Origin of the sequence: Cellvibrio sp. QJXJ (assembly GCF_024452345.1) — a bacterium.
Taxonomy (GTDB): domain Bacteria; phylum Pseudomonadota; class Gammaproteobacteria; order Pseudomonadales; family Cellvibrionaceae; genus Cellvibrio.
The window spans coordinates 4,586,675-4,612,024 of sequence record NZ_CP101662.1; the positions used below are offsets into that span (position 1 = coordinate 4,586,675).

General features: G+C 48.6%; 17 protein-coding genes. 7 read left to right on the forward strand and 10 right to left on the reverse strand.

Annotation, left to right across the window (positions count from 1 at the left end):
* Window positions 1-161 precede the first annotated feature (161 nt).
* The 3 genes from NNX04_RS19885 (at window position 162) to NNX04_RS19895 (ending at window position 3,585) form a co-directional block, all read left to right on the forward strand.
* Complete coding sequence (locus tag NNX04_RS19885; RefSeq protein ID WP_261946941.1) at window positions 162-1,379, forward strand: ROK family transcriptional regulator; 1,218 nt, start codon at window positions 162-164, stop codon at window positions 1,377-1,379.
* A 61-nt stretch (window positions 1,380-1,440) separates the two neighbouring features.
* Window positions 1,441-2,409, forward strand: coding sequence for a family 43 glycosylhydrolase (locus NNX04_RS19890; protein ID WP_261946942.1), 969 nt, complete (start codon window positions 1,441-1,443; stop codon window positions 2,407-2,409).
* 231 nt (window positions 2,410-2,640) lie between these two features.
* On the forward strand, window positions 2,641-3,585 hold the full coding sequence (locus NNX04_RS19895) for an ROK family protein (protein ID WP_261946943.1): 945 nt from the start codon (window positions 2,641-2,643) through the stop codon (window positions 3,583-3,585).
* 112 nt (window positions 3,586-3,697) lie between these two features.
* Here NNX04_RS19895 and hemN read toward each other — a convergent pair whose 3' ends face one another.
* Window positions 3,698-5,101 (reverse strand): oxygen-independent coproporphyrinogen III oxidase, encoded by a 1,404-nt coding sequence (gene hemN / locus NNX04_RS19900; RefSeq protein WP_261946944.1) that lies wholly within the window; start codon window positions 5,099-5,101, stop codon window positions 3,698-3,700.
* A 149-nt stretch (window positions 5,102-5,250) separates the two neighbouring features.
* Between hemN and NNX04_RS19905 the strand changes: the two genes are divergently transcribed.
* From NNX04_RS19905 to NNX04_RS19920, 4 genes are all read left to right on the forward strand, one after another.
* A complete protein-coding gene (locus tag NNX04_RS19905) occupies window positions 5,251-5,883 on the forward strand; it encodes a 2OG-Fe(II) oxygenase (protein ID WP_261946945.1) in 633 nt (210 codons plus the stop codon).
* 190 nt (window positions 5,884-6,073) lie between these two features.
* The gene (locus tag NNX04_RS19910) at window positions 6,074-7,519 is read left to right on the forward strand and encodes a circularly permuted type 2 ATP-grasp protein (RefSeq protein WP_040393025.1); all 1,446 of its coding nucleotides are present in this window, start codon (window positions 6,074-6,076) and stop codon (window positions 7,517-7,519) included.
* A gap of 3 nt (window positions 7,520-7,522) precedes the next feature.
* Window positions 7,523-8,506, forward strand: a complete 984-nt coding sequence (locus tag NNX04_RS19915) for an alpha-E domain-containing protein (RefSeq protein ID WP_261946946.1) — start codon at window positions 7,523-7,525, stop codon at window positions 8,504-8,506.
* 521 nt (window positions 8,507-9,027) lie between these two features.
* Window positions 9,028-12,420, forward strand: a complete 3,393-nt coding sequence (locus NNX04_RS19920; RefSeq protein WP_261946947.1) for a cellulose-binding domain-containing protein — start codon at window positions 9,028-9,030, stop codon at window positions 12,418-12,420.
* Between the two features lie 118 nt (window positions 12,421-12,538).
* On the opposite strand, the gene aqpZ is transcribed toward NNX04_RS19920, so the two are convergent.
* The 9 genes from aqpZ to NNX04_RS19965 all read right to left on the reverse strand — a co-directional run bounded on the left by aqpZ (window position 12,539) and on the right by NNX04_RS19965 (window position 25,308).
* Window positions 12,539-13,231, reverse strand: coding sequence for an aquaporin Z (gene aqpZ, locus NNX04_RS19925; protein ID WP_261946948.1), 693 nt, complete (start codon window positions 13,229-13,231; stop codon window positions 12,539-12,541).
* 212 nt (window positions 13,232-13,443) lie between these two features.
* Window positions 13,444-14,001 carry a hypothetical protein gene (locus tag NNX04_RS19930; protein WP_261946949.1) on the reverse strand — a complete coding sequence of 186 codons (558 nt, stop codon included), beginning with the start codon at window positions 13,999-14,001 and terminating at the stop codon, window positions 13,444-13,446.
* Between the two features lie 190 nt (window positions 14,002-14,191).
* On the reverse strand, window positions 14,192-15,028 hold the full coding sequence (locus NNX04_RS19935; protein ID WP_261946950.1) for a GH12 family glycosyl hydrolase domain-containing protein: 837 nt from the start codon (window positions 15,026-15,028) through the stop codon (window positions 14,192-14,194).
* A 131-nt stretch (window positions 15,029-15,159) separates the two neighbouring features.
* Window positions 15,160-16,059, reverse strand: coding sequence for a DapH/DapD/GlmU-related protein (locus tag NNX04_RS19940; protein ID WP_261946951.1), 900 nt, complete (start codon window positions 16,057-16,059; stop codon window positions 15,160-15,162).
* A 266-nt stretch (window positions 16,060-16,325) separates the two neighbouring features.
* Entirely contained in the window at window positions 16,326-17,249 is a 924-nt protein-coding gene (locus tag NNX04_RS19945) for a transglutaminase family protein (protein ID WP_261946952.1), read from the reverse strand.
* A gap of 12 nt (window positions 17,250-17,261) precedes the next feature.
* A complete protein-coding gene (locus NNX04_RS19950) occupies window positions 17,262-19,820 on the reverse strand; it encodes a circularly permuted type 2 ATP-grasp protein (RefSeq protein WP_261946953.1) in 2,559 nt (852 codons plus the stop codon).
* A gap of 55 nt (window positions 19,821-19,875) precedes the next feature.
* Window positions 19,876-23,301 (reverse strand): transglutaminase family protein, encoded by a 3,426-nt coding sequence (locus tag NNX04_RS19955; protein ID WP_261946954.1) that lies wholly within the window; start codon window positions 23,299-23,301, stop codon window positions 19,876-19,878.
* A 281-nt stretch (window positions 23,302-23,582) separates the two neighbouring features.
* Window positions 23,583-24,302: a peptidase gene (locus NNX04_RS19960; protein ID WP_040392799.1), complete on the reverse strand. Its 720-nt coding sequence runs from the start codon at window positions 24,300-24,302 to the stop codon at window positions 23,583-23,585.
* Window positions 24,303-24,477: 175 nt separating this feature from the next.
* Window positions 24,478-25,308, reverse strand: a complete 831-nt coding sequence (locus NNX04_RS19965; RefSeq protein WP_261946955.1) for a mechanosensitive ion channel family protein — start codon at window positions 25,306-25,308, stop codon at window positions 24,478-24,480.
* Between the last annotated feature and the right edge of the window lie 42 nt (window positions 25,309-25,350).

Consider the following 25,350-nt stretch of genomic DNA (forward strand, 5'->3'; position numbering starts at 1 on the left):
AATCTCGGTTTATTAATGCTAGTACAGCATTTGAGTCTGGCACCCAAAAGCGTATGATTGGAAAAGTAGTTGACTTATTTATTCACAGTGGTTTAATTAAGTCAACTCGATTACATGATAAAAAATAGTTTTTATATTCTCTAAAGGTAATAGGGGTCGCTATGAGTAAGGGTAGTAATTCGAGTGGTTTGCGCCGTTATAACGAACGGGTGTTGATCAGTTCATTGCGTAGCCTGGGCATGGCTTCCAAGTTTGAACTGGCGCGGCTCTCCAACCTTACCCCACAAGCGGTCACACGTATTATCGACGACCTGGAAGCGGCGGGGCTGGTGGCACAACGGGGCAAGTTACAGCGCGGTCTCGGCCAACCTTCCACCATGTACAGTATCGATCCCAAGGGGGCTTTTTCCATTGGGGTGAATGTGGGGCGCAATGACATCCAAATACTGCTGATGGATTTTGGCGGCAATGTGATAAATAAAGTCGCACATGAATTTAGCCTGCCTAACCCAGACTTTCTGCTGGAAAAAGTAGAGCAGGCGATAACGCATTTACAGGGCTTGTTAGACCCCAGCGAACGCCCGCGTTTGGTGGGGGTTGGCTTGGCCATGCCCTGGTTTATGGGTGGTTGGCAGCAGGAATTAAATATGAGCGATGAACTGGCCGCGCGCTGGAATTCACTCAAGTTTGATCAGGAGCTGGCCAAGCGTATCAGCCTGCCGATTTTTATCGAAAACGATTGCTCCGCCGCCGCTATAGCCGAGCTGCAGTTTGGTTTGGGCAATCAGGTTAAAAACTTTTTGTACATTTTTATCGGCACCTTTGTTGGTGGCGGGGTGGTATTACAGGGTAATTTGGAAAGCGGTGTGCACGGTAATTCCGGGGCTTTGGCCTCTATGCCGGTGTCGCCCTCCACGCTGGATTCCTGCCCGCCGGTGAAAGGGCCGTTTGAAGTGTTGGCTAATCGCGCCTCTATTTATGTATTGCGCCGTCATCTCAAAGCACGCGGTTTTGCGATCAACAATATTTCGGAATTACCGCGCATATTGCCGCAGGCGCAAGTGGCGGTTGATGAGTGGATAGAAGATTGCGCCCAGGCACTGACCTTTGCCATTTTTTCTGCAACGGGGGTGCTGGATTTTGAAGCCATAGTGCTGGATGGCAATTTACCTCGCGTGATTGTGTTGCAATTGGTGGAGCGTTTGCGCATCACCCTGGCTGAACTCACGCCACCCGGTGTGTTTTTGCCGGATATTTTCTGCGGCATTATCGGTGTTGATGCGCGCGCGATTGGCGGTGCGATATTGCCGTTTTATGCCAACTTTTCACCGGATACCACGGTGATGCTGACCAATCAGGGCAGTAACGATCAGCGCTGATATTTAGCCCTGTTCAGTAGTGCAACCTGATTTTTTTCAAGTTTGTTTGAGGGTTATATTCGTGTTGCAGCTGACTGATAAATGGGTATGGGATTTCTGGTTCGCCGTGGATGGCGAGGATTACCACATGTTTTATTTGCAGGCCGATAAGGCGCTGCAAAATCCGGATTTGCGCCACTGGAATGTGTCGGTCGGCCATGCGGTTTCTAAAAATTTGCGCGACTGGACACTGCTGCCAGATGCTATTGCTCCCACCCAAGGTGATGACAGTGCGCCCGATTCTTTTACCACCTGGACTGGCTGCGTTATTAAAGTTGGCGCTGAGTGGTACATGTATTACACCGGCACCAAGCGCGCAGAAAAAGGGCTGGTGCAGCGCGTATGTTTGGCTAAATCCCCCGATTTAATTCATTGGACCAAACACGATAGCAATCCGGTGGTGGAGCTGGATGAGCGTTGGTACGACGGTTTGAATCTGGAATATTGGCACGATGCCTCCTGGCGTGATCCCTGGGTGATGAAAGATCCGCAAACGGATTTGTACCATATGCTGGTTACTTGCCGTGTTAATCGCGGTGAGCCGGATGGTCGCGGTGCGATTGGCTATGCTTCTTCCACCAACTTGCTCGACTGGGCAGTGGGCGATGCCTTTCTGGCACCGGGTTGGTTTGGTGAAATGGAAGTGCCGCAGATCGAAAAAATTGGCGACCGCTATTATTTATTCTGTTCGGTATCCACACGTTTCCACTCCGCAAAACACAAAGCCGAACCTGGTTGTGAACCGCAAACTGGCGTGAAATATTTTGTCGCCGACTCCATGATGGGGCCTTACGAATGCATGGGTAATGGCTTTTTGACCGGCCCCAAACAAGACGGCCTCTACTCTGGTCGTTTGATTAAAGGCCCGGATCAAGCCTGGTATTTGCTGGCCTTTATGGGCAACGATGCGCAGGGGCAATTTACGGGCAATATTATCGACCCTATCAAAGTTGTCGTTGCAGATGATGGTAGTTTGTCGCTGCTGGATTAATGCCGGCTTTTAAATTTCTGTCCAATCAAATGCCCAGCCGCCGGAATCCGCACCGGCGGCTGGGCATTTTTATTTGATGGGGTAGATACCTCGTCTAATCCAGACTGCACAAAAAAATAAACGTCACACCTCTTGTCAATACTAAATCACAGTGATTTAATTAATCGCATTGGTAGCCCTTAGTGGTATTCAACAATAAAGTAAGTGGCACTAGCCGTTTAAGAGATATGTATGCAGCTTGAGTCTCCCCAAATCGATAAGCGTTTACTGGGTGCCATTGAAGCGGGTGGCACCAAATTTAATTGTGCCGTGGCGGATATGCAGGGCAAGGTGCTGGCGCAAGCGGCATTTCCCACCACAACCCCGGCAGAAACACTTGCTCTAGCGCGCAATTTTTTTAGTGATGCTGCGCGCGCGCGGGATACTTCACTGGCGGCGATGGGTATTGCCAGTTTTGGCCCGGTGGAATTGGATCGCGGTGCGCCTAATTATGGTTTTATCACCAAAACGCCCAAAGCCGGTTGGTCAAATACCGATATTTGCGGTTATTTCCGCACAGCCTTTAATGTGCCCGTTGCTTTTGAGACCGATGTTAATGGTGCGGCTTGGGGCGAGTTGGTCGCTGGTGCTGCACGCGATTGCAGCAATTTTATTTATGTCACCGTTGGCACCGGTATAGGTGCCGGAATAGTGGTGAACGGCAAATTGCTGCAGGGCGTCACCCATCCGGAAGTGGGGCACATGCTGATGCCGCGCGCTTCGCTGCAGGACGACTACCAAGGTTGCTGCCCGTTTCATAAAGGTTGTTTGGAAGGTTTGGCATCTGGCACAGCTATTAACAAGCGCTGGGGTATTAACGGCAAAGACCTACCCGACGACCACGCTGCCTGGGACTATGAAGCCCATTATTTGGCGACTATGTGCGTGAATTTAACCCAGTGTTTTGCACCGCAAAAAATTATTTTAGGCGGTGGGGTGATGGATAAAAAATTACTTTTTCCGCTGGTGCGCAGTAAGTTTCTGGAATTAATTAACGGCTACGCGCCGGAATCGATTTTAACGCGGATGGATCAATACATACTGCCTACTGGCCTTGATGGTAAAGCGGGGATTGTGGGGGCGATTGATTTGGCGTTAATGGAGTTAGGCACTGCACAAGTGTCGCACTCGCTTTAGTTTTTAGTTCTTGTTTTTTTGCTCGTCTAGCTTGTCGTGGCAGATTCGTCTGCCTTTTGTGCCCGATGCGGTAATCGCACCGGGCTTTTTTATTTTGGCTAGAGAGATATTTCTAAATAATTTTAGAATAGCGAATCTGTGCTGAATCCTGTTTGGCTTTTTGCAGATATTCATCAAACACCATACACACCCGACGAATTAATATACGTCCTTTATTGTGTACGCTAATGCCTTTCGCATCGATATTGAGCAACCCATCTTCTTGCATGGGTTTTAATTGCGCCAGTTCGTTTGCAAAATAATGGGTAGCCTCTATATCAAACACTTGCTGTAATTCGGCAAAGTCCAATTTGCAGTGACAAATGAGGCGATTAATCACAAAGCGGCGCAGCAGGTCTTCATCGTTCAGGGTGAAACCTTTATTGATGGGTAATAAACCCATGTCCATTTTTTGTTGGTAAGCATTTAATTCCTTCGCGTTTTGCACGTAGACATTGTCGATCATGCTGATAGAGGAAACGCCTACCGCCAATAAATCGCAATCGCCGTGGGTGGAGTAGCCTTGAAAATTGCGTTGCAGTTTTCCAGCGTCTTGCGCGCGCGCCAATTCGTCATCCGGTTTGGCGAAATGATCCATGCCTATGTAGCGATAGCCAGCTGCTTCCAGCGTTTGAATCGCGAACTGCAGCATTTCCAGTTTGGCGCTGGCGGAGGGTAAATCCTGCTCGTTAATTAATTGCTGGCTTTTAAACAGATGCGGCATGTGCGCGTAGTTAAATAGCGATAAGCGATCCGGGTTCAGGTCGATCACCTTATTTAAGGTATCGCGCAAACTGTTAATGGTTTGTAGCGGCAAACCGTAAATTAAATCCATGCTGATGGATTTATATTGCTGTGCGCGCAATGCCTGGGTGAGTTCACTCACTTGTCCCACGGTGTTGTAGCGATTAACGGCATTTTGTACGCGCTCATCAAAATCCTGCACACCCATGCTAACGCGATTAAAACCCAGCTCACGCAAATGCCCCATGGTTTTTGTGCTCACGCGGCCGGGGTGAATTTCCACCGAAAATTCTCCGCTATCGTCATCGGCCAAGGTAAATAAGCGGCGCGTGGCGTGCATCAATAGCGACATTTCGTCATCGCTGATAAAAGTCGGTGTGCCGCCCCCCCAGTGTAATTGTTTAACGGTTTTGTCCGTGTTAAATAAATCCGCATAGAGCGCAAGTTCTTGAATCATGCGCTGCAAATAGGGCAGGGCGCGGCTTTTATTGTTAGTCACAATTTTGTTGCAGCCGCAGTAGTAACAGAGGCTATCGCAGAAGGGGATGTGAAAATACAGCGAGAGCGGGCGGCCAGCTTTATTGCTACGGCCGATGGCATTGCGCAGCGACGTTTCGCTGAAGGCTTCTTGGAATTGCGGTGCAGTAGGGTAGGAGGTATAGCGCGGCCCGGCCAGATCGTAACGCTGTAGCAATTGTTTATCCCAATCCAGCGGTTGAATAAAGAGTGACATTGGCAATTTTCCCGATGAGTTTTGCCCATGGTAAAAACTTGTGCTGTGCAGTGACTTGATATGGATCAAGCCTATAATGCGGGCTATCTGAATAATTGCGCCGATTTTTACTGGCGTGCGCGCCTTTTCTTTTTATTGACGATTTACCCATGACCAATTCTCTCGATACTGTTTACGCTACCGACCTCGATTTGCTCTATGACGAGATCGCCGATGCCTTGGCCGGGCCGGGTTATATAGTGTTGCAAAACCCGCTGCCGGACGATTTATGCAACGGCTTATTGTTGAATTTGCAGCGGCAAGACACGGCGTTAAACCCCGCTGGTGTGGGGCGGCAGGGCGATTACCAGCGCAATAACACCATTCGTGGCGACGCAATCCAATGGTTGGAGCCAGGTGTTCCCGCTGTCACTGAATTTTTATGCTGGATGGATAAACTGCGTGAAGCTCTGAACCAGCGTTTGTTTCTCGGTTTGTTTGATTACGAAAGCCACTACGCGGTTTATGAGCCAGGCGCGTTTTACCAAAAGCACCGCGATGCATTTCGCGGTAAACCCGGACGCAAGTTGTCCAGCGTGCTGTATTTGAATCCTGAGTGGGATAAAACCCAGGGCGGTGAATTGGTGCTCTATGGTGAGGCGGGTGAGAATGAATTGCTGCGCCTTGCACCAGAATATGGCAGGCTGGTGTTGTTCTTGAGTGAAGATTTTCCGCATGAAGTGCTGCCGGCCACCGCCCGGCGCCAGAGTATTGCGGGTTGGTTTCGGATTAAACCCCTGTGAAGCCCGCTTGACCCAAATTGCGTATGCGTTGGCAGCTTTATTGCAACGGTTGGATGTAGCCTGCTGAAATTCTCCGGGGACGGGAGAAACGGACATCAGGGAGGAGACTTCGGCGGGCGCTATAACAATGCTAAAAGCGCATACTCTAGAGAGCGAGGCCGCGATGTTAAAGGAAGTCACTATGAGTGAAATGAAAATAGATTGGCAGAATTATCACTCTGGCCATTTCTATGATGAACTGATTCGCGCGCCCGGCCAAGCCCGTCCGGAAACCCGTCACCTCGCCCAGTATCTCGCCTCGCTCAGTGGTGCAGAATTACAAGAGCGAAAGTTGTCGGCCGAACTCGCTATTAAAACCATGGGCATTTCATTTACCGTTTACAGCGATGCAGGCAACATCGACCGCGAATGGCCCTTTGATATTATTCCGCGCATTATTCCGCAACGTGAATGGCAAAAAACCGAACGCGGATTAATCCAGCGTTTAACTGCACTTAATTTATTTATTAACGACATCTACAACGATCAAAAAATTATTAAAGATCGTGTTGTGCCCGCTTATCTCTTTGAAGATTCGGTCAATTTCCGCAAAGAATGTATCGGCATGAAACCCGCCTATGGTGTGTGGTCGCATATTTGCGGCAGCGATTTAATTCGCGACGACAAAGGTGAATTTTTTGTGCTGGAAGATAACTTGCGTGTCCCTTCCGGCGTGTCCTACATGCTGGAAAACCGCAAGGTGACCAAACGAGTATTTCCGGAGCTGTTTGAAAATCACAATATTGTGCCGGTTACCGAATATCCCAATCAATTATTTGACACACTTGCATCGCTTTCACCGCGTCAATCCGAGCGCCCGGAAATTGTGGTGCTTACGCCCGGTATTTATAACTCCGCTTATTTTGAACATTCTTATCTCGCCCAACAAATGGGTGTGGAATTGGTGGAAGGCAGTGATTTAGTGGTAGATAGCGATGACTGCGTTTATATGCGCAGCATCGATGGTTTAAAACGCGTGGATGTTATTTATCGCCGCATCGACGATTTATTTTTGGATCCGGAAATGTTCAACCCGGATTCAGTGCTCGGTGTGCGCGGTTTAATGCGCGCCTGGTTAAAAGGTAATGTTGCACTGGCCAATGCACCGGGTGCCGGGGTTGCGGATGACAAGGTCATCTACACCTTTGTACCGGACATGATCAAATATTATTTAGGCGAGGAGCCGATTCTGCCGAACGTGCCCAGCTATTTGTGTGTGGATAAAAAGCAGTGCGATTATGTGCTTACCAACCTCGATAAATTAGTCGTGAAACCCGCGAACGAATCGGGCGGCTACGGCATGATTATCGGCCCGCAAGCGAGCAAAAAAGAACTCGCTGAATTTGCCGAACGTATTAAAGCCAACCCGCGCAACTACATGGCGCAACCCTTAATTTCATTATCAACTGCACCGATTCTTACCAATGGCAATGCTGAGGCGCGCCATATTGATTTGCGCCCCTTTGTCTTGCAGGGGCGCGAGCATCATGTAACGCCGGGCGGTTTAACCCGAGTGGCGATGCGCAAAGGTTCCTATGTGGTGAATTCATCGCAAGGTGGCGGTAGTAAAGATACCTGGATTGTGGTGGAGGACTAAACCATGTTGTCTCGTGTTGCGGAACGTATTTATTGGTTGGGTCGTTACATGGAGCGCAGTGAAAATATTGCGCGGCTGGTCAATGTTAACTCGAATTTATTATTGGATTTACCCTCTGGTGTGCGCGTGGGCTGGGGGTCATTAATTGATATCAGCGGTACTGGCAGTTATTTTGAACGCGGCGATACCCAGCTTGCGGATGAAAAAACGGTGGTGAATTTTATTTTGGCGGACAAAAAAAATCCCGCCTCGCTAATTAATTCCCTCAGCTTTGCCCGTGAAAACGCGCGCATTACGCGCGAAACAATGCCCATGGAAGCCTGGGAGTTAATCAATGATTTGTATCACTACATTCGCGAGCGTGCTGACAAAGTCACTTCGCGTCGTGATCGCAGCACAATTCTGCTGCATGTAATCAGCAGTGTGCAGCAATTTACGGGTTTGCTCTCTGGCTGCATGAGTCACAACAACGCCTACGATTTAATTCGCATTGGGCGCAACCTTGAGCGCGCCGATATGACCACGCGCATTGTGGATGCCGGCTTGGTGAATTTACTGCCGCACTTATCCATTGGCGGCACCGAAGTGTTGGAGCCTTACGACAATATTTTATGGATGAGTGTATTGCGTTCACTCAGTGCCTATCAAATGTATCGCCAACAAGTGCGCGACCGTGTAAATGCCAACGCGGTAGTAAAATTTTTATTACAAAATGAAGATTTCCCCCGCGGCGTCGCTCACTGCCTAAAACGATTGGAGCAGTGTTTATGGGCGCTGCCTAACAGTGAAAAAGTGTTGGCCTCTATTGTGAGTATTCAACACAAATTGGATGAAGCTGATTTGGACGAGCTACTGCAATCCGGTTTGCACGAATACATCGACGAACTGCAATTAGCCATTGGCAATTTGCATTTCAGTATCGCCGAAACCTGGTTCTTGCCGGTAGTAGTTGCGCAGTCGCAATCACAAGAGCAAAAATCCGCGTGATGGAATTTTAATGGCGGGAGTTATCCAGTATTTTTTATGTTTTTAAGTATTGCGTATAGTCCGACTAGGACAAGACCCTGCGGGGTCTTTTTTTTGACAGATGTTGACAACGTTGTCCATGAGGCGTAAGTTAAACGCTACCGGCATCCCGTTCGGGTGTTGTTCTGTAGTTGGTTGTCTAGGTTTGTTGGAAAAAGTTATTGCACCTGTTGGGCAATAACAACGGAATAATAAAAATCTGACGAATTACGGGTTAATCGCTGAATAGTCTGCGAATGAATTGTGAATTTGAGTTGCTCAACTCGAAGGTGTTTTGTTTTGCCTGAAATAACCAGTTCATTACGCCCGCTGCAGTATTTGTTGTAACCCCCTTTCTGTTATGCAGGGCCTGCTTTTTTGAATTAGTGCCACTGCGGTTCGTGTGTGTGTCTTTTTTGTTTGTGTGTTTGTTTAAAAATCTCCTGCACAGGAGCGGGCACCCTTTTGCCTGAAAAAAATCATCAACCATCGAGGGGAAAATAATGAAGACAAAATCAATGCTGATGCTCTTGTCATCGGCGGGCTTATGGGTGGGGGCCAATGCCCATGCCTATAATTGCGCACCCTTGCCTCAGTATGCACCGGGCACTTATAACGCGGGTGCGCTGGTTAAAAATATCAATAAAGCATTTCGCTGCGACGTAGCGGGTTGGTGCAGTGTTGGTGGCCCCTATGAGCCGGGTGTGGGTTGGGCGGCCAGTAATGCCTGGGCGGATCTAGGTGCGTGTGATGCAAACAATAATTCCAGCAGTATTGCATCCAGTGTCGCACTTTCCAGCATTGCACCGTCCAGTGCAGCGCCATCGAGTATTGCCTCCAGTGTTGCGCTATCTAGTGTTGCTTTATCAAGTATTGCTGTATCAAGTGTCGCGCCTTCAAGCGTGGCTTCCTCCGTAAATTCCAGCTCTCAGGGCGGCACTTGCCCCGGTATTAATATCTACCCCAATTGGACGCAAAAAGATTGGGCGGGTAATCCATCCCACGCGGCAGGTGGCGATCAAATGCAATACCAAGGCAAGGCCTACCGCGCCAATTGGTGGACACAAAGTATTCCTGGTAGCGATGGCTCCTGGACATTTGTCAGCAACTGCAGCGGCGGTGTGAGCAGTACAAGTTCATCCAGTGTGGTTTCTGTCAGCAGCAGTGCAAGCTCTGCGAGCGTAATTTCACTCAGTAGTTCTTCAAAAAGTTCATCCTCCAGCTCTTCATCCAGTTCAGTCATTATTGCTTCCTCTTCTTCTGTATCGGTGAGCAGCAGTAGTGTGAGTGTCGTGATCAGTGGTTATTATCCGACGCGTGTGAATCCGGTAAGCCTGAAAGTGAAAGGCTGGCCAAGTGATTTGGCGATGGGTTCTTTTACTGATAACAACGCTGCAGCAAACGATGCCTTAGCTGCGTCAGGTGTGGATTCTATTTTCGCTAACGAAGGCAATGGCACCGGCGATCGCGGTCAGGTCATTACGCCCGCCGTTACTACACAAACCATTTTGCAAGCGCGTAACATTGAAAATGTCAGTGGGCGTTCGGTATTGCCGGTGATTGGTGTGGCGACTGCCGACGCAACCGGTATTGGCGCAGAAGATATTTTGGATAGCGCCAATCTGGTCAAACATTTCCAAAATCTGATTCGTATTGCCGCTACTGTGCAAGCCAATAAAGATTCAACTCACGCTAATCCTGGTGCGTTGGTGCTGAACGCTGGCTTGTTGGCGCAATGGCAAACTAATCAAAATGGCAGCTTTAAAACTGCATTTGGTAGTGCAGGCAATTGGGTTGCGATTGATATTAAACAAGCGGTTAAAGATGCGTTAACTAACGAAGCAAATTATGCGCTTGGCAGCCAATCACTGTCGGCTATTTACAATCTGAATAGTTTGAAAACCGAAGTGGATAGTGCATTGCAAAACAACATCACCGGTTGGGTACAAGCGCATAACTTATTGATCAAACGTTTAAGTCCGGATGTATCTTTCGGTTGGGTTGCTAGCGTATCCAGCCCAGGCAATAACACCTGGGTGCACACGGATTTTGATGGCTTGCAAGATGTGTGGGATGCCGCTGCATTTTCAGTATCTACCTTTGCAAATGCAATTGGTGCTTATACGACGAATAATTATCGCCCTGACTTTTTAGCCTTTGATAAATCCGCTGATGATGGCTTATCGCCTTCTGCGCGTGCGGCTTATGCCTATGGCGCAAAAGAGTGGGAAAATTATTTGAACTATGTGCGTCAAGTAACCGATTCATTATCGATTCCTGCAATGTTATGGCAAATTCCCGGTGGCCACTTGGCGAGCGTAAGTGAATCAATTGGCAGCTACAATTTAGCCAATGATTCGGGTACCGCTGGTACTTATTTTATGGGCGATAAAAGTATTGGCCGCACTATTAGTAATGTGCGCAGCGAAGTATTAAATATTCCGCTCAATGCCTCTGTGTATGCCGGTGCGAGCAATGTTAATGCACTGTTACAGCAAACTCCTGGCTATGATTGGGGAACTTCTGGTTTGCGTCGCGCTGCATTTAGCAATGTGTTTGCAATTCTTTGGGGAAGCAAACAAGGTACTGCTGTTGTTCCGACGGCAACCAGTGCAACGGATAACGGCTGGTTGAAAAATAAAATTGCAGCCAACAAAGCCGCTGGTGGTATGCCTCTGTATGGTTCAGGCCAATTAACAACGGCGAGTGCAATCACCTCAATTCCGCAATTGAATAGTGAATTGCTTAGCGTTGAAAATGCGATGAACAATCAGGCATTCCTTTACACAACACCATCCAACGGTAAGGAGCCATCCAGCATCTATAAATGGGCGGATTTCTTGATGGCGCTCAATGCCATGCACAACGTTGGTGTGGGTCCAACCAAGTACTGGTTGCTTGATCCAACCAAAGACGACGCAACCAACATCAAGTACGCCAAAGTGGCGATTGCAGCGTTCCTTTCGCAAAGTATGAAAGAAACGATTCAGTATGATGCCTGTGATGAAAATAACTGGTCGATCAACACTGGCGATCCTGTTAATTATCCAATCTCGGCGTCTTGTGGTCAGTTGCAACAGGATTATGCATCCTACGGCCAGGATCCAATTACCGGTCGCGACAACCCATACTCCTGCCCGCGCAATCCTAAAATGGAAGTAACCGCCAATACCAACGCCAAGTGGTACGGTGCACCAGGACCTTTGTTTGCAGCACCCGATAGAGTGTTAGAGAAAAAAGGTTTGTTGGTTAACGGCAGTGTTGGCTATTGGGATTACGGCGCTTGGTTCCCCGCAGTAACCACGGTTGATAAATCAGCACAGGCTTACCTGCGTGAAGACGGTAAAGTTTACGATGGTCAAAAAGCCGGTAAATTTGTCTGGAACGGTAGTGCAGGTAAAAGTGTAGAAGGTTGTGGCTGGTGGGGGCGCGGTGTTATTCAAACCACCGGTCGCTTGAACTTTGGTAAGTTGAATCACTTCCTCGGCCGCAGTCATGTTGATCCCGCGTATGCCGGTCAAGTGGTGGATGGCATTGAAGTAACCCCGGCACCGACTGAACCTTTGTATGCCGATATGGATCTCTGTTCAAATCCACAATTGATTTGTTCATCGACAGAACACGGTGAGATCAAGTGGATTGCCGGTTTGTTCTTCTGGATGAATGAAGTGCAAGGCTATAACGATCCTGCGTACAACTGGAATTACCATGCACAATTGCAAGCCTATGTGGATGGCGGCTTGAAAGGCGATACGTTTATCAATGCAATCTCCGGCATTGTTAACCGCGGCTGTCCTGAATCTACTTGCCCGATTAGCGGTGCAGTGGATGGATTGGCCGATAGAAAAGCAAACTTTGTTAAAGTGTTGCAAATTATGGGTTTGAATCCGCAGTAAAACGCGAGTGTAAAATAGAGCACCTGTTAGCGAAGGTGCAATAAAAAACCCGGCACTAAAACGCCGGGTTTTTTTGTTATGCGTCTTACTAAATAATAAAGCGCACTTCACTTTTACATCATTGTTTTTCACTGCCAATAAAACGATAAATTACCGCACCTAGAATTGCGCCGACAATCGGTGCTACCCAAAATACCCACAGTTGTGCAGTTGCCCAATCCCCCACATAAATTGCTACACCCGTACTGCGTGCAGGGTTTACTGAAGTGTTGGTGACCGGAATGCTAATTAAATGAATCAAAGTAAGTGCCAAACCAATTGCGATGGGAGCAAAACCAGCCGGTGCGCGTTTATCCGTCGCCCCTAAAATAATGATGAGGAAAAATGCAGTGAGCACTACCTCGGCGATAAGTGCAGATTGCAGTGAGTAACCGCCGGGGGAGTGATCGCCATAGCCATTGGAAGCAAAACCACCGGCAACATCAAAACCGGGTGCACCGCTGGCAATCAGGTATAAAACCCCTCCTGCAGCTATGCCACCTAGCACTTGCGCAATAATGTAGGGGAGTAATTGTGTTGCGGAAAAACGGCCGCCTGCCCAAAGGCCAATTGAAACGGCGGGGTTCAAGTGACAACCGGAAATGTGGCCGATGGCAAATGCCATAGTGAGTACGGTTAAACCAAACGCGAGCGACACGCCCAGTAAACCTATACCAACCTCGGGGAACGCTGCTGCAATCACTGCACTGCCACAGCCACCGAAGATCAACCAAAAAGTACCAAAAAACTCAGCGCCATACTGTTTCATCATGTGCTCCTGCTTAACGATGTCTATTAAAAAATAGATAGTTATTGCGGCTTGTCATCCCAGCGCAGTTTGATACCTCTTAACCCTGAGGCGGCAGGGCGCAAACTATCCTTTTGATTTCAAACAGAGTTTCGCGAACGGTCAATCAAGTGCCATCATCAATAGAACAGCACCTTTGCGGATCATATACCACTATAGTTGTGTTTTTGTTGTATTCAAAACGTAAGGCCAGTGCTTACATACAAATTCCAGTAATGCGCTTTGGTATCGCCGGGCTCACCAAATAATTGGTAGTCCACACCCACACCGAGCAACAAGTTTTCCTGAATCCGCAAACCCACTTCGCCGTTAGCTTCAAACATCGCTTCCCAGTCGTTTAAATCAGGGTTTTTGAATTTGAATTTACCAATGCCCGCGCCCACACTGCCCAGTAAATACAAACCGGAGTCATAAGCGTAGGGGTCATAATTAATTCCACCAAAACCAACGGAATAGGTTTCCACTTTTACATCCGGTATCTCTTGCTCCAGCTGCGTCACATTCTGGTTCGCGGCAATATAGACCGGTATACGCGGCAATATAATTTTTACGCCCAAACTCCGCTCAAAATCCATATCGTATTTTTCATAATCCGAATACTCAAACTCATCTTCATCCGCAATGATCGTACCCCAAGGCGCAAATTTAAATTGCACAACCATCGGTAAATCATCCTGCGCATGGCTTAGGTTGGCAGTTAGACCTAATAACAATATGGATAAAAAACGTTTCATAGTATTCCTTGGAAATTATGGTGTTATTGCTTTGGTCAATTTAATTTAATCGAACCACTTCGTTCTCTCTAAATAATCCCGCATTTCGTGAAACTCCATGCGGGCTACTTGTTTCATGACCTTAATATCGCATAGCGGCCAAGATCAGGCATTCAAATTCCGCCCATCAAGTGCCATAGCAGTACAGCTTTTACTCTATTGTGACATTAAATTGCTTTAGCCATAGCAAGCCAGAACCGCTCATAATTTCAGTACCCAGTTCAATGTCTGCAATATAAAAGGTATTAGGAATAATTTGATGTTCTACTGTGTAGTCAATGAAATCAATGAGGTCAAATTTTGCTTTGAGACTTTGGTTTTTTGCGCGAAATGTTATGTAGCCCCATTTATTATTATTTACACCAGAGGCATCACTCCAGTTTTTATCAACCCATACTTCCCATGTTTGGCTTCCAATCTCAAAACTATCCGTATGAGTTCCCGCAGGATTCATATGATTTGGTGTCGCATAACTCCAAATCATTAGTTCTGCAAGAATCGCTGATGGGTTTGGAGTGTTACCAATTTCTTTAGTATTAGTAAGCCATAACGACGTTGCGACATTATGTTCACCATTACTTTGAATATCCAACTCATGCTCAATGACCAAACTATTAATTAACGAATGTTCTAAGGGAAAATCAGGGTAAAGATTTGGTGTGGGCGCCCAAGGCGATGTGCCCAGCTTAATTTGAGGGTAAGCATAGATTGTATTGTTTTTGTTGGTCGGCCAAACCCAAGACCAACCATACAAACCGTTTGATGGGTTTTTCTCTAAACATTGAGACCATGAAAACTTTTGGGCTGCATGTTTGTTCCAAACATTGTTGTAAAGCGTACCATTCGGTGTGGTTTCTGAATAATAATCATCACAGCTAATGGTTTGCGTTACCGATTTTTCCCAAGCTACTTTTTCAGCGCTTTCTTTATCGCAAGAAAATAAAAATAGGCTTCCCGCACTAATTAAAAAAGTAAACAAAAAGCGCATAGCTATTTCCTTGGCGATAGATTTTTCGAACAAAGCCGCAATTTTTAATGCCTAGCTAATACAGGTTTTTTTTCGGCCATTAGCGGAAGTTGGCTTGTTGTAGGTTGGGCATGACTGCCCAACTCACTAACTTAGTCGTTATTATGTAAAGCAGTATTTAATCCGCCCCAACGAGACGAGTCTGTCGGAATAACTTCAACGGCGCCTGTTTGACTATTTCGTCTAAATAACAGGCCGGATTTCCCCGATAACTCTCTTGCGGCGACTACGTCACCTTCTGGAGTTTTTACTTTTGTTCCTGCTGTAACGTACAAGCCGGCCTCTACAATACACTCATCACCCAAAGAAATGCCTATTCCTGCATTCGCACCAAGTAAACTCCGCTCCCCTATTGAATTTTTTTGTTTGCCTCCGCCAGAAAGTGTTCCCATGATGGATGCTCCGGCGCCAATATCTGAGTTTTTTCCTACTATTACGCCGGGGGTAATTCTACCTTCAACCATAGACTCTCCAAGAGTTCCCGCATTAAAGTTAATAAAACCCTCATGCATCACGGTTGTTCCTGCTGCAAGGTGCGCTCCTAGTCGAACACGGTCAGCGTCCGCAATACGTACTCCACTCGGAATTACGTAGTCAGTCATGCGAGGAAATTTATCAATTGATGGTACGGTAAGGTGATGATATTCACGAGCGACCAAACTACGTAGCGCGTCCACTTTGTGGGGAAAAACAGGGCCTGCAGATGTCCAGGCTACATTGGGCAATAGGTTGAATATACCGTCTAAATTAATTTCATTTGGTTTTACTGTTCGCTCGGAAATTAAATGCAGGCGGAGATAAATCTCCTCAGTAGACAGTGGTTTTTCTTCAACGGATTTTATTGTTATCTCAAAAAATTCGCCTCTGATTAACCCAACTTTTTCGGCAAGACAACTTCTGTTTTGATTTGAGTTTGATTGGGGAAACCAGGAATCAATGACCTTGCCGCTTTCTATATCAATATAACGATGTCCAGTTCGTATAATTGCCATTTCAGTACCTTTATATGTTTGTTGCCAATTAGGGAATGAACATGCATAACTATGTTCAGGTTTGCTCCTTAGCCTGCGTAACTCGTCGTAACCTATTTGGTTATGTATTGCTGAAGGGGGGTAGGATTTGCAGAACAGTAATAGGCTTGCTGGAAAAGGTCAATTACACAAGATAACTAAGCGCGCAGAGCTTTATCTGACTGGAACCTACAGTTACCAAAAAATCAAAATGTGGTAACTGTAGGTATCACCGGTGGGGCGGGTATTTAGCCTTGGCTTTGGCTTTGGCTTTGGGTTTGGAAAAAATCTTCTTCGATTCTTCTTACATCTACCGAGACAAATAATTGCGGTGAAACGCCGCCGCCAAAAATAACGCCTTTGAGTGGGGTGACATCGGAATAGTCGCGGCCCCAGGCGGTGGTGATGTGTTGTTCGCCAGTGACTTTGTTGTTGGTGGGGTCAAATTCGTACCAGCCTTCGCCGGGGGAATAAACGGCGAACCAGGCGTGGGTGGCGTCGGCGCCGATTAATTTTTCCTGGCCGGGTGCGGGTAGGGTTTCTAAATAGCCGCTGACGTAACGCGCAGGGTAGCCGAGTGAGCGCAGGCAGCCGATGGCGAGGTGGGCGAAATCCTGGCAGACACCGCGTTTGTGTTTGAGCACATCGGCGAGTGGTGTGGCGACGTCGGAAAATTCCGGGTCATAAACGAAATCGGTAAATATGCGTTGGGTTAAATCCATCACCGCCGATAAAAACGGGCGGTCGTCGCTGAAGGAAGCGGCGGCATAATCGGCAAGATCCTGATGCTGTTGCACCATGGGGGAGTCGAGCATAAATTCGCGCGCGCAGAGTGTTTCCCAATCTTTACTGTGCTGCAGCAAATATTTTACGTAGCTGCAGGGGTTGCCAAAATCCAGGTTGATACTGGTGCTGCTGTCCTTAATGGTGATTTCGCTGGTGATACTTACATCCAATTCGCTGTGCGCTTTTTCAATCGAAAATTGTAAAAACTGATTGCCAAAATAATCGCTGCGGCTATTGCTGGTGGTGGCCGGTGGTGAGAGTTTTATATCGATAGTGTCTACGCGCTGGCGATCAGTGGAGCGCGGTAAAACATAGGCCAGGTTGTAGCAATGGCTCACCGGTAATGCGTAGGCATAGCGAGTGGTATGGCGAATGCGATATTTCATAATCCCGGCTTCCTAGAGCTGCTCTTGCCACTCGGTATTTTTTACCAGCAGCTGTGGCCCTTCGGTGTGATCGAAGTAGCGCTGCCCAATGGCCTTGGCCACTTGCGTCATTAAATACTGCAAGCGCGACAGCAATTGATCCAGTTCGGTGCGAATACTATTGTGGGTTTTTACCAGCGCGCTAATGTCACTCAATTTCAACGCGGTAGTCGCTTCCAATAATAATTTGTGTTCGCTGCTGAGAATTTCGCGGTCATCGGGCAAGTCAGAAAAATGATGCTCCAACTCATTGAGTTGATAAATCAATGAGCGCGGATTTTTGCTATTCAGCATTAACATTTCCAGAGCTTGTTCCAATCGAATACCGTTTTGATAGCGGCGACGATAGGGAATAAGCGCTTCACTGCACAGCAAGCTGGATTCGATAAGCGTTTCCTGTTCTATCTCATCAAATTCGGTGGCAAGCAGTGAACGCAGGGTATTAATAATTTGCAGCGCACGCTCCAAACGGCGGCCCATTTCCATAAAGTGCCAGCCATTGCCGCGTGTCATGCTTTCATGAATTAATCCGGCAAAGGCAAGTAGCGTGGTAATAAGCGGCGCCAATGCTTCTTCCGGTGCGGAAAGTGAGCTGGGTTCTAAGGTTACTTTTAGTTGCTCCAGTTCATCGCCGATATCATTAATTACGCGCTGGGTGTCGCTGGAGAGTTGCTCTTTGACTTGTTCGGCGGCTTCAATCATCGCCGTTAAATTATTGGCGACACTGCCGAGGCGGCGACTGTCCAAAATAATTGCAATCATTTCCGGTTCAGGGTTCTTGAATAGTTCCGGTTGCAAGCTGGTAAAGCCGGGGTAGGTGGCAGTCACGTGGGTAACGGCACTCAGCAGTGTGCGACATACCGCGTCGGGTAATTTTTCAGTTTTATTTAATTGAATAAAGACTGTGCGCAATAAGCGCATGGCAGATTCCGCGCGCTCGGCGTAGCGGCCCATCCAAAATAAATTTTCGACCACCCGGCTGGGCAGTGCACTGCTGCCTTCGGTGGATGATTGCATGTCCAAGGTGCGCAGGCTAATTTGTTTTTCCGGTTCCGAGGCGAGCACCCAGGTGTCTTTGGAAACAGAGCCGCGTTGGTTGGAAATAATTTTTTTATCCGGGTCCAGGTTTACGCGCGTAAGGCCGCCGGGCATTACCGCGTAAGAACTTTCACTGGCAACTGCGAAGGTGCGCAATACCGAGGCACGCGGTTGGATTTGCCCCTGATGCCAGGTGGGCGTTTGTGCGCCGGCCACATATTCCTGCGCCGCAAATTGCAGCGGATTTTTACGAATGCGATTTTGCCAGGCTTGTAATTTTTTATCGTCCAGATCCGCGCCGTAGACTTCATACAAACCGGGGCGACGATAGGTAGGTTTAATCAGTAAATTTTTTAAATTGCTGCACACATATTCCAGGTCGTCGCTATTGCCGCACCACCAGGTTTTCACTGAGGGCATTTGCAAATCACGCCCGAGCAAGGCTTGGGCAACGGCGGGCAAATAACGCAACAGCGCCGGGTTTTCCAATACGCTGGAACCGAGTGGGTTGGCGATGGCTACATGGCCGAGGCGCGCTACTTCCAGCAAGCCGGGCACACCTAGGCGTGAATCGCCTTTTAATTCAACCGGATCGCAATAGACATCATCCACGCGGCGCAAAATCACATCGACACGTTTTAAACCGTCGAGCGCTTTCATCCACACATAACCATTGCGCACACTTAAATCGCCGCCTTGTACTAATTGGAAACCCAAATAGTTGGCGAGATAGGCGTGCTCAAAATAGGCTTCGTTATAAATGCCGGGGGTGAGTACAACAATGCGTGCAATACCACCGTTGGGATTTAATTCCTGCAGGCGTTGACGCAAGCGCGAAAAAAATAATGACAGGCGATGCACATGGCTATCGCGAAACAAACTGGGGAATACGCGATTCATGACTGTGCGATTTTCCAACGCATAACCTGCGCCGGAAGGCGCTTGGGTGCGGTCGGCCATCACGCGCATTTGACCGTCATGGGCGCGCACCAGGTCGGCACCATGCACAATTAATTGTTGTGCGCCGGGCAATTTTATATTTTGACAGGGGCGCAAAAATCCCTGATGGGAAAATAATAATTCTGGCGGGATAACACCACGGCGCACCAGGCTGCGTTCGCCGTAAATATCTTGCAGCAGTAAATTAAATAATTCGGCGCGTTCAACCAGTGCGGTTTCAATGTTGTTCCATTCATCGCTGTGAATTAACAGCGGAATAGGATTGAGTTGCCAGCTTTGGCTCGCATCCGGCTCGTCGTAAATTTTGTAGGTGGCACCATCGTCGCGCAGAATGCGGCGTGCTTTTTTCTGCCGCTCTTCAATGGCATCGTGCCCCAGCGTTTGTAAGCTGTGTAACAGGTAGCGCCAATGCGGGCGAATACCGCCTTCAGTATCGTAGGCTTCATCCACCCCCGCTTGTGGGGATGGATAAGTGAATGCCTTACTGCTCATTGTATTGCCCTGATTGTCCATAAGCGCGGAAGAGAGGTTCATGATAATCAGTAATTGTTATGAATATGGCCCCGATTGTAACCCTATTCACCTCGCTTTACTTGCGCAAATCCAGTGTGTGTGGATATTCGTCCGCCGGTTCCTCTGGCGGTGGCGCCATGGGTCTGGGGGGATGTTTGTGTTCAAAAAATTCGCGCAAGATTTTTCCCGCCGGTGTGATCGGTAATGCACCGGGTGTGTAGTTGATATCAAAAAAGCGATTACCACGGCGCGATTCAGCTTCATTGGCGTTCACCGGGAAGCGCTCGTAACTGCGCCCACCGGGGTGGCTGACGTGATAGGTGCAGCCGCCGATGCTCTTGCCGTTCCAGGTGTCGATTAAATCAAATACCAGCGGCGCGTGGATGCCAATGGTTGGGTGCAATGCGGAAGGCGGTTGCCAAGCGCGATAGCGCACGCCGCCCACAAATTCACCGTGTTTACCGGTGGGATTCAAACACACACGGCGACCATTACACGCGAGCACATAACGGCCCGGCGTTAAACCAGTGACTTTGACTTGTAAACGCTCCAGTGATGAATCCACATAGCGCGAGGTGCCAAAGCTGCTGACTTCTTCGCCCAGCACATGCCAGGGTTCAATCGCCCAGCGCAATTCAATTTGAATATCATCCAGCTGCACGCGGCCATAATGCGGGAAACGAAATTCTTCAAACGGTGCGAGCCATTCCAATTGAAAGGGGTAGCCGTGTTCATTTAAATCGTTCACTACATCGCGCAGGTCTTCCCACACATAATGCGGCAACATAAATTTATCGTGCAGCGCGGTGCCCCAGCGCACCAGTGGTTTTTTGTAGGGCTCTTTCCAGAAGCGGCTGATCAGACTGCGCAGCAACAATACCTGCACCAGCGACATGCGTGCGTGCGGCGGCATTTCAAAACCACGGAATTCCAGAATACCCTGGCGGCCGCTGGCAGAACCCGGTGAATAAAGTTTGTCGATACAAAATTCGGCGCGATGGGTATTGCCGGTAATGTCGATTAATAAATTGCGCATTAATCGGTCCACTAACCAGGGCTGCTCCACTATGCCATCGGGCATTTGTTGGAAGGCGATTTCCAACTCGTAGAGCATTTCCGCACGGCCTTCATCTACCCGCGGCGATTGACTGGTCGGCCCGATAAATAAACCGGAAAATAAATAGGAAAGCCCCGGGTGATGTTGCCAAAACGTCACCAAACTGCGCAGCAAATCCGGGCGGCGCAAAAACGGGCTATTGGCTGGCGTTGAACCGCCGAAGGTGACATGGTTGCCGCCGCCGGTGCCGGAGTGACGGCCATCGAGCATAAATTTCTCGGTGCCCAAACGGCATTGGCGTGCATCTTCATACAGCGCTTCGGTGTTGTTGACCAAATCCGCCCAGGTTTCTACCGGATGAATATTTACTTCAATCACACCCGGGTCCGGCGTAATTAAAAACTTTTTCAGGCGATAATCTTTGGGCGGTTCGTAACCTTCCAGTACCACCGGCATATTGAGTGTTGCGGCGGTATCTTCAATCGCTTCAATTAACGCCACGTAATGTTCGAGGTAGGTGAGCGGTGGCAAAAATAAATGCAAACGGCCATCGCGCGCTTCAAAACACATGGCGGTGCGAATGACATAGCCCGCTTCCACATAATTGGCTTTGTTTTTTTGCGCCGTATTTTTTTCAGTGTTCTTTTCCGTGCTGTTTTCGCTGTCATTTTTGCCAATGGGCTGCGCGGTAATTTTTTGTGCGGCGAGATTAGCAAATTGTTGCCCGCTGGCTGCCAGTGGTGCGCGCGAGCGCAGCGGGTCACTTTCCGGTTGATAGCGTTCGTAATCGTGTTGCGGAAATTCCAGTGAATTTAATGGCAAACGTAAACCGAGTGGTGAGTCGCCAGGAATTAAAAATAAATTGTCATTGCGCAATTTCCAGCGGCCGCTCAGCCAGCATTGATTCAAATAATTCCATTCGATGGGCAGCACATAGCCACTTTCAGTATTTAACCCGCGCGTTAATAATTTGGCGATGCGGCGGCGCTCCAGGTCATCTTTTAAATCGGCTGTTAATGGATCTATATTGCTGGGTAATTGTTGTTCGGCCCAGAGGTAATAGAGCACATCTTCGTAGGCGGGAATTAAATGCTCGCTATTCACACGAATTTTTTCACACAGTGTCTGCGCGAATTTTTTCGCATCCAAATGCGTAAGGCCGTAACTTTTATCGGCGCGTGCGAGTAAATCCGGATTGCTCCACAGGGCTTCACCATCGGTGCGCCAAAAACAACCCAGCGCCCAACGCGGTACTTCTTCACCCGGATACCATTTGCCTTGGCCGTAATGCAGTAAACCGTTTGGCGCAAAAGTGTTGCGCATCCGCAGCAATAAATCTTTTGCAAGGCGCAATTTGTCGGCGCCCAGTGCGCCGGTGTTCCACTGCTCGGATTCCATATCGTCGATCGATACAAAGGTGGGTTCACCGCCGGTGGTTAAACGCACGTCCTGCTCAAGCAGTTCTTTATCAACGGCGGTGCCGAGGGCATTGATGGTTTGCCATTGGTCTTCGGTATAGGGTTTGGTGACCCGCGGGTCTTCAAGGATGCGGAAGACTTCGTTGCTGTAGGCGAACTCCACTTCACATTTGCTGGTGGCGCCGGTAATGGGGGCGGCAGAAATGGGGTCAGGTGTGCAGGCGAGGGGAATATGGCCTTCGGTAGCCAGCAAACCCGAGGTTGGGTCAAGGCCAACCCAGCCTGCGCCGGGAATAAATACTTCGGTCCAGGCGTGTAAATCGGTGAAATCTTTTTCCGGGCCGCTGGGGCCGTCGAGGGCTTTGATATCCGAGGTCAGCTGCACCAAATAACCCGAGGCAAAACGCGCGGCGTAACCCAAGTGGCGAAAAATTTGTACCAGCAGCCAGGCGCTGTCGCGGCAGGAGCCTTTGGCGAGGGTTAGGGTTTCCTCACAGCTTTGAATGCCCGGCTCCAAGCGCACACCGTAGCCAATATCCTGTTGCAGTTGTTGGTTTATCTGCACCAGAAAATCGTTCACATGCCAGGGTTTATCTTGTTTTTCGCGCTGCGCTATTTCCGCTTTAATCGCCGCGACTCGCGCACTCAGCAGTGGGCCAGCTTCGGTGACTTCCAAATAAGGAATTAACTCGCGTTGGAGCTGTTCGGCGTAGCTAAAAGGAATTGTTTCCGCGTAGTCTTCTACAAAAAAATCAAAGGGGTTGATGGAAGTCATGTCGGCAATGACTTCTACTTCAATTGCCAAACTTTTCGTCTGCTCGGGAAAAACCAGGCGCGCCTGAAAATTGCCAAAGGGATCTTGCTGCCAGTTGAGGAAATGGTCTTCTGGCGTCACCTTGAGTGAGTAGCTGTGAATTTTGGTACGGCTGTGGGGCGCCGGGCGCAAACGCAGGACGTGGGGAAATAAGGTGGTCAAGCGATCAAACTGATATTCAGTTTTATGGTGGATGGCAACGCGAATAGCCATAAAGTCTTCCTTCCTGCAGCGAGCGGTTTATGGATCATGCTGGTGCACTCAAGTGTGCACCAGGCGGGGAAAAGGGCAAGTTATCATCATCCACTGAGCATATGACGCTCTTGCGGTTACGCTAAGCCAGTGTTTAGTGTGCGGTTTTCCTGGCGGCCCTGGTTAGTCAATCACACGCAATAACTGCACCATAAGTGCTCTGGGCGATGAAATGCTGCGCTAAAAACACAAAAGCGCCAGTATCGGAGGATAGTGGCGCTTTTGGCATGAGCAGTTTGGAATTAGTTTTGTGGTGGCGGTGGCAGCTGTAAAAAAGCTTCCACTATCAAGCGATCCCAGGACTTGGTGAGTTCGCGTAAGTATTGATTGTCAGCCTCAAAAATACTGTGCTGCATCAGACCGCTGTTGGTGACATAGCTCATCAATTCGATTGGCGGGCCTACAGTGAGATTGGATTTCATTGTGGAATCCATGGACACCAAGGCGCAGAGTGCGGCTGTATCCAGCCCGGTTTCCGGTTTGAGGATACGGTCGAGAATTGGTTTGCCGTATTTACTCTCACCAATTTGCAGGTAGGGCGTTTGGTCGGACGATGTGATGTGGTTACCCTGAGGATAAATCAGCATAACCGCCGGAGTTTCCGTGCCAATTTGGCCGCCCAGCAAAAAGCTGGCTTCAAAACTGACGTTACTGTTGTTGTGTGCGTGTTTCTCTTGAATAGCCACACTTATCTCGCCTACATAGTCGGCGGCGTCGTGGATGCTATCGACGGTCGCGAGGCTTACATCGGCACCTTCTTTGATGTCCTTGCGAATTTTGGCGATAACCGATTGGGTAGTGGCGAGGTTGCCAGCAGAGTTGATCACCAGTTGGCGGTCGCCATCGATACCAAAATGGTACATCTTGCTGTAGGTGCTGACCTGATCAACACCCGCATTGGTCCGTGAATCTGAACAAAAAATCAGACCCGCATCGACTTTAATCGCAACGCAGTAGGTCATAATAGCAACCGGGCTCAAGAAAAAAAGGGCGTGTAGGTTAAGAGCAGGGGCGGTGAGCGTCAAGGCTAATTTGGCGCATTAAATCGAACGGTGAATCATGCACCAAGGTGGAGCGCGTTCTTGGAGGATGGGCAGTGAAACCTCTGTCTCACCGCCCGGTAAGCCCTAGTAGTGCTTATTCGGTGGGTTTGTTCCAGTGGATATCCATCTGCGGGAAGGGAATGCTGATGCCATTCTCATCAAATGCCAGTTTGATTTGTTCGGTCAACGCAAATTTCACATCCCAGAACTCATCGGCTTTCACCCAGGGGCGCACATAGAAGTTCACGCTGTGTGCACCCAGTTCTCCCACTGCAATCAAGGGTTCCGGCTCGGGTAAAACCCGTGCATCGGCGCTAATTACTTTGGCAATGACATCGCGCGCCAAACGTATATCGTCGCGGTAGCCAATACCAAAAACCATGTCGATACGACGGGTGCCACGGGCGGAGTAGTTGATGATATTGCTGCTGTAAATGGTGCCGTTGGGAATGATGACCTGCTTGTTGTCACCGGTGTGCATGATGGTGGAGAAAATACCAATCTTATCGATAATTCCCGATACGCCGGCAGCCTCAACAAAGTCGCCGGATTTAAAGGGGCGAAATATCAGCAACATAAAACCCGCCGCAAAGTTTTGCAGTGATCCCTGCAGCGCCAAACCAATCGCCAAACCAGCAGCACCGAGTACGGCAATCACGGAATTGGTATTTACCCCCAGCTGGTCCAGGGCGGCAACAATCACAAATACCAACAACAGGGCATTTACCAGCGATTGGATAAATTCCACCAGAATTTTATCGAGCTTGGTGCGCCCGAGGATCTTGCCTAGCATTCCTGCCACAAATTTTGCGACTAACTGGCCGATAACAAATATCAGCAAGGCAATCAGAATTTTAATACTCCACGGAGCTACAAATTTATCGTAAAACGCCATCAGTTGGGCGTGGTCAAGCTTGTCGAACATTGCAAATCTCCTTGGGATTGCTAAACAGGTATGGCGTGACTA